At 50.8% G+C, this 12666-nt stretch carries 11 protein-coding genes, 1 other RNA gene and 2 pseudogenes; 5 read left to right on the forward strand and 9 right to left on the reverse strand.

Annotation, left to right across the window (positions count from 1 at the left end; translation table 11 throughout):
* Positions 1-80: 80 nt before the first annotated feature.
* Positions 81-575 (forward strand): REP-associated tyrosine transposase, encoded by a 495-nt coding sequence (locus tag HMPREF1051_RS07735; protein WP_003766768.1) that lies wholly within the window; start codon positions 81-83, stop codon positions 573-575.
* A 368-nt stretch (positions 576-943) separates the two neighbouring features.
* On the opposite strand, the gene uvrD is transcribed toward HMPREF1051_RS07735, so the two are convergent.
* The 8 genes from uvrD to HMPREF1051_RS07770 form a co-directional block, all read right to left on the reverse strand.
* Positions 944-3166 carry a DNA helicase II gene (gene uvrD / locus HMPREF1051_RS07740; RefSeq protein ID WP_003766756.1) on the reverse strand — a complete coding sequence of 741 codons (2223 nt, stop codon included), beginning with the start codon at positions 3164-3166 and terminating at the stop codon, positions 944-946.
* 72 nt (positions 3167-3238) lie between these two features.
* Positions 3239-4129 (reverse strand): EamA family transporter RarD, encoded by an 891-nt coding sequence (gene rarD, locus HMPREF1051_RS07745; protein WP_036492524.1) that lies wholly within the window; start codon positions 4127-4129, stop codon positions 3239-3241.
* A 235-nt stretch (positions 4130-4364) separates the two neighbouring features.
* On the reverse strand, positions 4365-4757 hold the full coding sequence (gene rpsI, locus HMPREF1051_RS07750) for a 30S ribosomal protein S9 (RefSeq protein WP_003744048.1): 393 nt from the start codon (positions 4755-4757) through the stop codon (positions 4365-4367).
* Positions 4758-4766: 9 nt separating this feature from the next.
* Entirely contained in the window at positions 4767-5198 is a 432-nt protein-coding gene (gene rplM / locus HMPREF1051_RS07755) for a 50S ribosomal protein L13 (RefSeq protein ID WP_003744049.1), read from the reverse strand.
* Positions 5199-5458: 260 nt separating this feature from the next.
* Positions 5459-5638: non-coding RNA, 6S RNA (gene ssrS, locus HMPREF1051_RS13440), on the reverse strand.
* A gap of 7 nt (positions 5639-5645) precedes the next feature.
* Complete coding sequence (locus HMPREF1051_RS07760; RefSeq protein ID WP_003744050.1) at positions 5646-5948, reverse strand: cell division protein ZapA; 303 nt, start codon at positions 5946-5948, stop codon at positions 5646-5648.
* A gap of 9 nt (positions 5949-5957) precedes the next feature.
* Positions 5958-6281 (reverse strand): bZIP transcription factor domain protein, encoded by a 324-nt coding sequence (locus HMPREF1051_RS07765; protein ID WP_003766760.1) that lies wholly within the window; start codon positions 6279-6281, stop codon positions 5958-5960.
* A 141-nt stretch (positions 6282-6422) separates the two neighbouring features.
* Entirely contained in the window at positions 6423-7412 is a 990-nt protein-coding gene (locus tag HMPREF1051_RS07770; protein ID WP_003757087.1) for an NAD(P)H-dependent glycerol-3-phosphate dehydrogenase, read from the reverse strand.
* Between the two features lie 328 nt (positions 7413-7740).
* Here HMPREF1051_RS07770 and HMPREF1051_RS07775 point away from each other — a divergent pair.
* The 4 genes and pseudogenes from HMPREF1051_RS07775 to HMPREF1051_RS07795 all read left to right on the forward strand — a co-directional run bounded on the left by HMPREF1051_RS07775 (position 7741) and on the right by HMPREF1051_RS07795 (position 12113).
* Positions 7741-8939 (forward strand): annotated as a pseudogene (locus HMPREF1051_RS07775) (cytochrome-c peroxidase).
* Between the two features lie 557 nt (positions 8940-9496).
* Positions 9497-10848 (forward strand): annotated as a pseudogene (rpoN, locus tag HMPREF1051_RS07785) (RNA polymerase factor sigma-54).
* A 66-nt stretch (positions 10849-10914) separates the two neighbouring features.
* The gene (gene hpf / locus HMPREF1051_RS07790; RefSeq protein WP_003757098.1) at positions 10915-11229 is read left to right on the forward strand and encodes a ribosome hibernation-promoting factor, HPF/YfiA family; all 315 of its coding nucleotides are present in this window, start codon (positions 10915-10917) and stop codon (positions 11227-11229) included.
* 443 nt (positions 11230-11672) lie between these two features.
* Positions 11673-12113, forward strand: a complete 441-nt coding sequence (locus HMPREF1051_RS07795; RefSeq protein WP_036492521.1) for a hypothetical protein — start codon at positions 11673-11675, stop codon at positions 12111-12113.
* Positions 12114-12357: 244 nt separating this feature from the next.
* On the opposite strand, the gene HMPREF1051_RS07800 is transcribed toward HMPREF1051_RS07795, so the two are convergent.
* Positions 12358-12666, reverse strand: a 309-nt coding sequence (locus HMPREF1051_RS07800) for a zinc finger domain-containing protein (protein WP_003766772.1), incomplete at its 5' end; no start/stop codon positions are given.

Consider the following 12666-nt stretch of genomic DNA (forward strand, 5'->3'; position numbering starts at 1 on the left):
CGGTTTCAACGTAGGTCGGATACTTGTATCCGACAAAAATCTTTCCGAAAAACAAAAATTTAATTTAAAAAAGGGAATTCATGCGATACCGACGCTTTTATCAAACGGGCGGTACTTACTTTTTTACGGTGGTTGCTGACAAACGACAAAAAATCCTGACTGATGAAACGGTGCGTTCGGCCTTGCGGCAGGCGGTAATGACGGTTCGGGAGCGGTATCCGTTTGAAATTGAAGCATGGGTGCTGATGCCCGACCATCTTCATACGATTTGGCGTCTTCCTGAGAATGATGCGGCTTATTCGGAACGTTGGCGGCAAATTAAACGGTACAGCCAATATTTGATTGGAAGAGAATGTCGGCTTTGGCAAAAAAGGTTTTGGGAACATACCATTCGTGATGAAACGGACTTTATCAATCATTTCAATTACCTACATTTTAATCCCGTAAAGCATGGCTATGTCGATCAGGTTTCCGATTGGCCGTTTTCTACTTTTCACCGTTATGTGAAACAGGGGATTTACCCAAAGCACTGGGGTGGAAGCAATGTGGATTTCAGCATTAAATATGATGGGTAAGTCGGATACTCATATTTGACAAACGTTTTATGTTTTACCGCTTTTGATTATGGCGGAAATGTTTGAAAATGTCGGATTCAAGAATCCGACCTACATGTACTGAAAAACGCTTTTCAGACGACCTTTTGCCTTGAAGGCGTAGATGGTAGCGTGGGCTTTGCCCACGAAAATGTTGGGTAAAAGAGGCCGTCTGAAATTTTGGGCTTGATTCGTGGGCAAAGCCCACGCTACGGGTTTCTATTCTCCTGCTACGTTTTTTGCCCATAGGTCGGATTCTCAAATCCGACATTTCCAACAGCGGTTTTTCGGAAACGACAGACGCGTCAAATGTTTTTGTCGGATACAAGTATCCGACCTACATTTTAAATTTACATCTCTTCCAATTTCGCAAACTTGGTATCCAGCTCTTTCACGCCCTGTTTGCCAAAATTGATGGTCAGTCGGGCGGATTCGCCTTTGTCCACGGCATCGATGATGACGCCGGTGCCGAATTTGGCGTGGCGGACGTTTTGTCCGATGCGGAAGCCTGCGTAGGTTTGCGGCTGTTTGTAGTCGTCGATGATTTTGTCTTTTGGGGCGGTGGTTTGGCGCGGACTGCCGTAGCTGTCGTAGGCGGCCTTTTTGACGGACAGGTAATGCAATACTTCGGGGGGGATTTCTTCGACGAAGCGGGAGACGATGCCGAATTGGGTTTGCCCGTGCAGCATTCTTTGCTGCGCCATGGTGATGTAGAGGCGTTTGCGGGCGCGGGTGATGGCGACGTACATGAGGCGGCGTTCTTCTTCGAGGCCGCCGCGTTCGGCAAGGCTCATTTCGCTGGGAAAGCGGCCTTCTTCCATGCCGGTGAGGAAGACGGCGTTGAATTCCAAGCCTTTGGCGGCGTGGACGGTCATGAGTTGGACGGCTTTTTCGCCCGCGCCTGCTTGGTTTTCGCCGGATTCGAGGGCGGCGTTGCTGAGGAAGGCGAGGATGGGGAAGGCGAGGATGGGGAAGGCGGGGTCGTCTGAAATGTTTTCAGGCAGGGTTTCAAAGTTGCTGTCTTCGGGTTTGAACTCGATGGCGGCGTTGACGAGTTCGTCGAGGTTGTCGAGGCGGTCTTGGTTGTCGCCTTTTTGGGTTCGGTAGTGTTCGGTCAGGCCGCTGTCTTTGAGGATGCCGACGATGATTTCGGACAGGGGCATTTGTCCGACTTGGTTGCGCAGGGCTTCAATGAGGCGGACGAAGGCGGCGATTTTGGTGGCTTTTGCGCCGGCATTGCAAGCTGCCTGCCAGAGGGTGATGCCTTGTTCGGTTGAGGCCGTCTGAAGGTTTTCGATGGTGCGTGCACCGATGCCGCGTGGCGGGAAGTTGATGACGCGCAAGAGGGCGTTGTCGTCGTCGGGATTGACGGCGAGGCGCAGGTAGGCGAGCGCGTGTTTGATTTCTTGGCGTTCGTAAAAGCGCAGGCCGCCGTAGATTTTGTAGGGGATGCCGCTGCGGAACAGGCTTTGTTCGATGACGCGGGATTGGGCGTTGCTGCGGTAGAGGACGGCGATTTCGTCCAAATCCCAGCCTTCGCGTTCGAGGGCTTTGGTTTCGTCAACGATGAATTGGGCTTCTTCGAGGTCGGTAAAGGCGGAGTAGTAGCGGATTTTGTCGCCTGCTTCGGCGTCGGTGCGCAGGTTTTTGCCGAGGCGTTCGTCGTTGTTTTCGATAACGGCGTTGGCGGCGGCGAGGATGTTGCCGACGGAGCGGTAGTTTTGTTCGAGTTTGACGGGCGCGTCGATGTGGAACTCTTCCATCAGCGCGGTCATGTTGCCGACGTGCGCGCCGCGGAAACGGTAGATGCTTTGGTCGTCGTCGCCGACGGCAAAGACGGCGGCGTTGTTGCCGGCAATCAGTTTCAGCCAGGCGTATTGCAGCTTGTTGGTGTCTTGGAACTCGTCGACCAGAATGTGGTTGAAGCGGTTTTGGTAGTGTTGGCGCAGGATTTCGTTGCTTTGCAGCATTTCGTAGCTGCGGAGCATGAGTTCGGCGAAATCGACCACGCCTTCGCGTTGGCAGATTTTGTCGTATTCGGCGTAGCACTCAATCATGCGGCTTGTGTGCGGGTCGGGCGCGCTCAACACGGAAGCGCGCAAACCGGATTCTTTTTGCGCGTTGATAAAGCCTTGCAGCGAACGCGGTGCGATGATTTCTTCGGCGATGTTGAGGTTTTTGAGCAGGCGTTTGATGAGGGAAAGCTGGTCGCCGCTGTCGAGGATTTGAAAGGAAGACGGCAAACCGGCATCGCGGTGGTGCAGCCGTAGAAAGCGGTGGCAGAGACCGTGGAACGTGCCGAGCCACATGGCGCGGACGTTGATGGGAATCATTGCGCCGAGACGGGTTTGCATTTCTTTGGCGGCTTTGTTGGTAAACGTAACCGCCATAATGCTGTGTACACTCGCCTGACCGGTTTGCAAAAGCCATGCGATGCGCGTGGTCAGCACGCGCGTTTTGCCGCTGCCCGCGCCCGCCAGCACAAGGGCGGATTGCGGCGGCCAGGTTACGGCGGAAAGTTGTTCGGGGTTTAAGCCTTGCAGCAGATTGGGGGCGGATTGGTCGAGAAACATGGGAAAAGATCGTCTGAAAAATGGGAATACGGTATTTTAATGGAAACGGCAAAGGTCGTCTGAAAAGATGTTTCAGACGACCTTTCTCTTCATTGCCAGCCATCCGTTTACCATCATCAGACTCAACCCCAACCAGATAAATCCATAGCTGATTAATGCCCCGCTCTCCAAAGGTTCGCCCAGCCACGCAATCGAAATGATAAACAGCAAGACCGGTTCCAAATAGCTCAACATACCGAATACGGCAATGGGTAATAATTGGCTTGCTTTTAAATTCAAATGCATGGCGACCGCGCTATTGATACCCAGCAGAACGATAAAGCCGATAAGTTTTGGGGTCGACGCAATCAAATTAATGGTATCGGTTTGCGTCAGAATATAAAACAAGGCACAAGGCGCAATCACGAGCAAATCAAACGTCAGCCCTATCAATGCCGGCACGCCCAGTTTGCGGCGCACCAAATAATAGATGGGGTACGTCCCGAATACCCATACCGTCGCCCATGAAAATGCGCCGGATCGTACCAACTCCCATGCCACGCCCAAACATGCCGATACGACCGCTACTATTTGCAGACGGTTAAGCGTTTCCTTAAACCAAATCCTGCCACACGCCAGCATCGCCAATGGGAACAGGAAATAGCCCATTGCCACATTCACGCCTTCGCCATTGACCGGTGACCATACAAACAGCCAAAGCTGACTTGCGAAAACAGGCGTGGGTAACATAATCAAAAACCAACGTTTCCAATTCCTGCCCGTTTCACGAACAAACTGCCCTGCCGCCTTCCAGCCATCGCTCATGCCCATCAATACGCATATGGCCACCAACATTGCAACCATGCGCCAAGCGAAAACTTCCGTCCCGGTCATCGGACGCATCCAAGTTCCGTACAGAAACAGCATGGAAAACAATAAATTGGAAGCCAACGCCGCCACAAGCCCCTTTGAGAAATCCGTCATATTCAGACGACCCTGCAAAAACCTCATTGTATCAATGGGGAATGTGAAAAGAAATTTCATATTTTCGACATTTGAAGAAATAGAAAAACTTAACGCGAATCCTGCCGTCTCAACTTACTATCTCTCAGCCGTTCGCCCTCTTTCAACCAGTCTCAAAAATGCATAGGCAATTCAAGAGATGCAACAAATAAAAAAAGCCCTGCATTGCAGGGCTTTTTGAGATTCCAAAAACGAATTAACGTTTGGAGAATTGTTTTGCGCGGCGTGCTTTGCGCAGACCTGGTTTTTTACGTTCAACTTCACGGGCATCGCGAGTCACGAAACCGGCTTGAGACAAGGCAGGTTTCAACGCAGCGTCGAAGTCGATCAGGGCGCGGGTAATGCCGTGACGGATAGCGCCGGATTGACCGGTTTCACCGCCGCCGATAACGTTGACTTTGATGTCGAACGCTTCAGCGTTTTCAGTCAGGACCAAAGGTTGGCGAACAACCATGCGGCTGGTTTCGCGGGCGAAGAATTCGTCAACGGGACGACCGTTTACGATGATTTGGCCGGTACCTTTAGTCAGGAATACACGAGCCACTGAACTTTTGCGGCGGCCTGTGCCGTAGTAGTATTTACCGTTCATGTCGTGTCCTTATTTCAATTCCAAAACTTTGGGTTGTTGTGCGGCATGGGCGTGTTCTGCACCAGCGTACACTTTCAGTTTTTTGATCATGGCGTAACCCAATGGGCCTTTAGGCAACATGCCTTTTACGGCTTGTTCCAAAGCGCGACCCGGGAATTGCTCTTGCATTTCACGGAAAGTACGCTCGTAGATACCGCCGGGGAAGCCGGAGTGACGGAAGTATTTTTTGTCTTCGAATTTGGCACCGGTTACACGCAGTTTGTCCGCGTTGATGACGATGATGTAGTCGCCGGTGTCAACGTGGGGGGTGTATTCAGGTTTGTGCTTGCCACGCAGACGGTGTGCGACTTCGGCTGCAACGCGACCCAGAACTTTGTCTTGGGCGTCGATAACGAACCATTCGCGCTTCACCTCGTGGGGTTTCGCTGAAAAGGTTTTCATAGTGGAAATCCAGATAGATATAGAAAGTTGTGAATTTTAAAGATGGGATTGGCTTTTGTCAATCGGATTGGGGTCGTCTGAAAGTGTTTTTTCTATGATGGCGTTTTTATGCATTGGGAAATGTTGTTTTTAAGTTGGAAAACATTGCTGTTGATTCAAAATATCGGGATATGTTTTTTGATTTTAAGTTTGGTTTTTCAGACGACGTCGAAGCCGATGATAAATGAAAGCCATGCCGCAATCGGGCATGGCTTGATATGGGAATCCCCGCGAGAGCCGTTTTGGCTGAATCCGCTTGAACCTTGTTGACAAGGCGGTCACCTCGGGCAGTTTCGGGTGCATCTAAGGATAGACGCTCGCGCCCACTGCAACTCCCGGCAACCTTAAGCGAACTTATTGGTTCAAAGGAATATATGCCTTCGCGGACACCGCAGGGAAAAAGAAAAATCAGTTTTGTTCCAACCGCGCCAAAGCTTTTTGGCAAGCGTTGTTCATGTCGGTTATTTTACGCTCAAATTCACCTATTGCCAAATCGTCTTTGAGTGTGATTTTAAGGAGGTCGTGGACAACGTTGAGTGCGGTCATAATGGCGATTTTATCGCTGCCGACAATGCGTCCGCTCTCTTTGATGGCGGCACTTTTCTTGTTGAGCATATCAACGGCTTGGAGCAGGGTATCTTTTTCTTCGCTCGGGGTGTTGATGGTGAAATTGACATTCATGATGTCGAGGCTGACTTGTTCGATACTCATGGCGTGTCCTTATGATTGCGTTTCTTGCGGCAGGCGGGCAATGAGCCGGCGGATTTTTTCTGCAGTCTGCTCCAACGCGCTGCGGTATTGTTCTTTTTCGGCGGTAAGGTTGTCGATTTTGCCTTGTAGGTCTTCTTTGAGTTTGCCGACTTGTACGAGCAGCGCTTCGCTCAATTCGTCAACGGCGGCTTCGTGTTCGCGCTTTTGTTGTTCATGCTCAAGCTTGAGGCGGTCGATTTCTTCGTTAAGGCGGCGGTTTTCACCAACAAGGGTTTCAAATTTTTGGGCCAGCTGGTAAACGCTGACTTCCAAGGTGTCGAGTGATTGATTCATGTATAGGCTTCCGTATTGCCGCATGGTGGCAGGCGGTCAGGATATTAGGATGATGATGCAGGGATGTCAATCGCTGCCGAATCTTGAGGTCGTCTGAAACTTTTTGGCTTGATGTTTTCAGACGACCTTTGTCGTTCGGTCTTACTCAAAGCGCGCGCTGCGCTCCATGAGTCTTTCTGCCACTTGCTGCGGGGTCATTTCCTTGCGGATGAGTTGCAGCAGGGTTTGGGTAATGGGCATATCGATTTGGTATTTCACAGCGGTGTTAAACACTTCTTCGATGGTGCTGACGCCCTCGGAAACATGGCCGATTTCCACCAACACTTGATGCAGTTCTTTTCCTTCTGCCAAACCCAAACCGACACGGCGGTTGCGCGAAAGCGCGCCGGTACAGGTCAGGATAAGGTCGCCGATGCCGGCAAGCCCCATCATGGTTTTGGGCTGCGCACCCATAGCCATGGCAAGACGGGTAATCTCGGCGAGACCGCGCGTCACCAGCGCCGCACGCGCATTGAGCCCGTATTCGAGACCGTCGGAAAGACCGGTAGCGATTGCCATAACGTTTTTGACGGCACCGCCGACAGCCACGCCGATAACGTCCGTGCTGCCGTAAAGGCGCATTACGTTGGTGTTGAGTTGCGGCACCAATTCCTCGATCCATTCCTGATTTTCTGAGGCGACAACCACAGCGCAAGGCAGTTGTTTGGCGAGTTCTTGGGCAAAGCTCGGACCTGACAGCACGCCGATTTTTTTGTTCTCAGGCAATACTTCTTTCAATACTTGAAAGGTCAACAGCCCTGTGTCTTGTTCAAAGCCTTTGCAGGCAGCAAGGACGGGGATATGGTCGGCATTGTGTTGTTTGAGGAGTTCCGCACTGCTTCTCAAACCTGCGACAGAAGTTACGACAAGAACGAGCCCGCTGTCTTTGAGCGCATCACCCAAATCGGCGTAAACGGTTAAGGATTCAGGGAAAGGGAAACCGGGCAGGCCGCGTTTGTTTTCACGTTCTGCCTGCAATGTACGGACTTGTTCGGGATTGCGTGTCCAAAGGGCGACTTCGTTGCCGTGGCTGGCAAAGTGCAGGGCAAGGGCTGTACCCCAAGAACCTGCGCCGATGACGGTAATTTTCATTGTGTGTCTTCCAACGGTAAATTGTCGTTTAATTTAAACCAATCGGCTTGGCAGTGCAAGCGATAGAGGCCTATCCAACATGAAAACCGCATGAAAATGCAGAAGCTATCACATATATTGCTTATCTCTATTGAAAATCCAATATTGATTTACCGCAAAGGGCAAACCCCGCCCGCTGTTTATACTTCGCGGACAAAAAAAGCCGGACATATCAAACGGACGCAAACAAAGCGGAATACCATTCCCCATTTTCGCCCGCCATTTATCACGGCAATCAACGGAAACGGTGCTTACTCATAATAATATCCACTACAAAAAGGAACACGCCATGAACCACCGCAACACCCGACTGCTCCTGTCGCTTGCTGTTTTATCCGCATTGGCCGCCTGTGGCGGACAGGAAAGCAAGGAACAAAAACCTACTTCCGCACCGACCGAAGCCTCTGCCGTTCAGACGACCCCTGAAGCTGCCTCAACTGCCTCAGCAGCGTCCCAAGCCGCCGTTGACAGCAATGTTTCACCTGAAGACCAAGAGCTGCTCAAACGCGCGCAAGGCATCTTCAAACCGCTACCGAGTGCCGAGGAAATGCAGAAACTGCGCCCGTTTACCGACGAACAGGTCAAACTCGGCCATCAATTATGGTATGAGCCGCGCCTCTCCAAAGGCAACACCGTAAGCTGCAACTCCTGCCACAACCTCGCCACCGCAGGCGTGGACAACCTGCCGACCAGCCAAGGCCATAAAGGACAGTTTGGCGGACGCAACTCCCCGACCGCTTTAAACGCCGCCCTGCTCGGCATGCAGTTCTGGGATGGTCGCGCGGCCGACGTTGAAGAACAAGCCGGCGGACCGTTGGTGAACCCTGTGGAAATGGCAAACGACTCGCAAGAAGCAGCCGCTGCCAAAATTGCCAAAATCCCCGAATATCAAGAACTGTTTAAAACCGCCTTCCCCGAAGACGGCGCAGTTTCCTTCAAAAACATCACCACCGCACTGGGCGCATTCGAACGTACTCTGCTGACGCCGACCAAATGGGATGACTACCTTAAAGGCAACGTCAACGCCCTGAGCGAGCAAGAACGCAAAGGCGTGCGCGCCTTTATGGACAACGGCTGTATCGCCTGCCACAGCGGCGTCAACCTTGGCGGCGCAACCTTGGCGGCGCAACCTTCCAAAAATTCGGTTTGGTTGAAGGCCCGTACTGGAAATTCATCGAAGATCCGAAACACGACAAAGGCCGTGCCGACGTAACCAAAAAAGCCGAAGACGAATTCTTCTTCCGCGTCCCAGGCTTGCGTAACGTCGCCAAAACTTATCCATATTTCCACAACGGCAGCGTTTGGGAATTGGACAAAGCCGTTACCATCATGGGTAAAGCGCAACTGGGCAAAGATTTATCTAAAGAAGACACCGATAACATCGTTGCCTTCTTGAAAACCCTGTCCGGCAATGTTTCCGACACTGCCCGCACCATGCCTGAGCTGCCTTTGTCTGCACCGATGGAATCCCATCCGAACAACAAATAAGCAGTAAATGAATGAAGGTCGTCTGAAAATTCAGGTTCAACAAAGCCCAAAGCTTTAGAGAACAGGATTTCAGACGACCTTTATGCCGTTTCATGATCCCAAATCATTCGATGTCCGCATCCCTTTTCCCGCAAATGACACGTCGGACAAAAATCAGTTTCATATGCCATAAAACGCACGCCGTTCAAACAATTACATCTTGAATACAATCAACCATATGATTTATTTAAATTTTTACAAAAACCATTAACAAACGAACCTCCAACCCACATCATCAATATCCGGATACCCATCTTCAAACATGCCTCGTCAGTTGACGGCGGCAAGGCAAAATGTTGAAATACACATCTAGGATAAAAAATAAAAAGCGTTGACCAAACGCCTATAAACACACTGCAAAATCCGTTCAGACGACCCTTTCTTCGCCTCCTTACCAAACCAAACGTCGTCTGAAATCACATAGTGGATGAACAAGAAGCAGTTGACAGCGTAATGTAAGCCAAGCCGCGCCGCTTCAAATCCAATCCACCATAAAACCAATCAACATACATTGCACCATGACCTTACTCGGCCTCAAACTTAGGCAGACCCAACAACTCAACCAACGTCTGCAACAATCCCTGCGCATCCTGCAAATGTCCGGTATCGAACTCGAACGCGAGATCGAAGACTGGTTGCAGGACAATCCCCTGCTCGAACGTCCCGAAGCCGACGAATTTGCAGACGCAGAGTTCAATCACGGTACCACCATGCCGCGCAGCAACCACCTCGGCGGCGACGATGCCGAAGATGCGTGGCTCAACATCGCCAAAGAAGAAGATTTCAACCAATACCTGCACGCCCAAGTGTGCGAACACCCCCTTTCCGACAAAGAAGCCGCCTACGTCCACATCCTTATCGACTTCCTTGACGACCAAGGCTATTTCACCGACAGCATCCAAGACGTTATCGACAACACGCCCTTGGAATGGATGCTGGACGAAGACGAGCTGCAAAACGCCCTCGACCTTTTGCAGACCTTCGACCCGCCCGGCGTTGCCGCCGCCGACCTGACCGAATCCCTGATGCTCCAACTCATGCGCCTGCCCGCCAGCCCTGCGCGTCAGGCGGCCGCCCACCTCATCCAAAGTTCGCTGCACGATTTGGGCAAAAACCGCAAACAAAACATCATCCGCTTCCGCAAACTCTTTCCCGAAATCGACAGCGAAACCATAGAAGCCGCACTCGACATCATCGCCACGCTCAACCCCTACCCCGCCTACGGTTTCGCCTCCTCCGAACCGACCGCCTACATCCAGCCCGACGTTGGGTCAAAGAAGGCAAAGACGGCTGGAAAGTCATCGGCAACGAAGCCGCCTGGCCCAAGCTGCAACTCAACCGCGAATACTGCGAACTCATGAAATCCGCAGAAGACGGCGCACCCGAGTGGAAAGAAAAAATCAACGAAGCCAAGCAGCGCATCGACTCTCTCGAACTGCGCAAAAGCACCGTCATCCGCCTTGCCGAATACATCGTCAAAAATCAGGAAGACTTCTTCATCTTCGGCGAAATCGGACTCGCACCCATGCTTATGAAAGACGCAGCCGCCGAATTGGGGCTTGCCGAAAGCACCATTTCGCGCGCCGCCAACCAAAAATATTTGTCTTGCCCGCGCGGACTATTTGCGTTACGCTATTTCTTCACACAGGCAGTCAATTCCGAAGGCGACAAAGAAGGCCTAAGCCAAGGCGCGATTAAAGCCGTTTTGGGGCAGATTATCGAAAACGAAGACAGCAGCAAGCCCCATTCCGACGAAACCCTTGTCCGCCTCCTCAAACAACAGGGCATAGACATCGCCCGCCGCACCGTCGCCAAATACAGGGAATCGCTCGACATCCCGCCGGCACACAAACGCAAACTTACCGAATGACAGTTTTAAACCGCAGTTTTCCCGTTCCGTTTCTGACGGACTGAACCCCACCGAAGGAGCTGTATTATGAATCTGAAAATCACCGGTCTGAATTTCGACGTTACCGAGGCCATCAAAAACTACGTTTCCGAAAAATTGGAACGCATCAACCGCCACGCAGCCAACGCCATTTCCGTTACCATCACCCTTTCTGTGGAAAAACTCAATCAACAGGCTGAAGCAGACATCCATCTGGCGGGCAAAGACCTCCACGTCGAGGCCGTTGAACAAGATATGTACGCCGCCATTGATGTTCTGATGGACAAGCTCGACCGCGCAGTGCTGAAACACAAAGAAAAAAGTGGTGATGTCCGCAACACGGTAAAACCTGCCGCAGAATAGTTCACAATCCTAAAGGTCGTCTGAAAACCTATTTTCAGACGACCTTTACATTAAATTTCCTTTTGCGGTACCAACCCGCACATCTCCCAATCTCATCAACCCGCTTCTGAGTTTCTTACCCATAGTGGATTGAATTTAATAGAACACGGCAAAGCCGCCCCATTCCATTAAAACCCATCCACATATGACCCAAAATCCAACACATCCTACCTCGATACCTTATCCCGCCACCCGCCCACTTGCATGAAAACGGAATGAAAGATAACATTCCCCTCCTTGCAGCTGGGATAAAATATATGTTGCAATCGCCGGGCAGTCGGGTAAAAGTGCAAAATGATTCTACACAGCGTCACCGCTTTAACATTCAGCACATTTTAAAACATTAGAAATTAAAACCGCCCCCTGCCGACCTATTCATTTACTTTCATTCAGGTAGTTTATTCATGGATCAAAATAACACTCCACACCCTAATGTACCCAACGACACTGCAGTCATGACCGTCAAGGATTGGCTCATCACATTCCTGATACTCGCCATTCCTATCGTAGGCCTTGTCATGATATTTGTCTGGGCATTTGGGGACGGCAACAAAAACCGCAAACACTTCATGCAAGCTTATTTGTGGCTTATGCTGGTTTGTTTCATTATCATGATTCCGCTAGTATTTTTTGTAATGACACGCTTTCCTGCCGCAGTAATGCAGCAACAAAATTTTGGGCAGCCTGCATATGAAGCACCAATGAACAACCTGCCTTCTGAAAAATTTGATACCAACAGCCTCCCCGAGCAAGAAACATCTGCCGACGACATGTCGGAACAAGAAAACGAGGCTGCCTCAGAAGTTTCTGAAGAAGTTCCCGAAAACGCTGAATCTGCCCAATAATCAGAATTTACCCCGGCAAGTCAAAAGGTCGTCTGAAACAGATTTCAGACGACCTTTTAGCATGAATCAATACTGACTAATATAGTGGATTAAATTTAAATCAGGACAAGGCGACGAAGCCGCAGACAGTACAGATAGTACGGCAAGGCGAGGCAACGCCGTACTGGTTTAAAGTTAATCCACTATAATAACGTTTTCAGACGACCCAGATGACAAAGAGGTCGTCTGAAAACAAGTTCATACATTATTTTTGGCAGTTCGGACAATAAAACGTCCCGCGCTGCCCCAAAACTTCTTTCTGCACCAAACCGCCGCAACGGACGCAGGGTTCGTTGTGCCTGCCGTACACCGTATATTCCTGCTGGAAATAGCCGCTTTTGCCGTCGCTGTTGACGAAGTCGCGCAACGTGCTGCCGCCGGTTTCAATCGCGCGCTGCAATACCGCTTTAATCGTTTCCACCAAGACAGCGCATTCTTTTTTCTTAACCTTGTCCGCAGGGCGGTGTGGCGATATGCCCGATTTAAACAGGCTTTCGTTCGCATAAATATTACC

The organism is Neisseria sicca VK64, from assembly GCF_000260655.1.
Lineage (GTDB): Bacteria > Pseudomonadota > Gammaproteobacteria > Burkholderiales > Neisseriaceae > Neisseria > Neisseria sicca_B.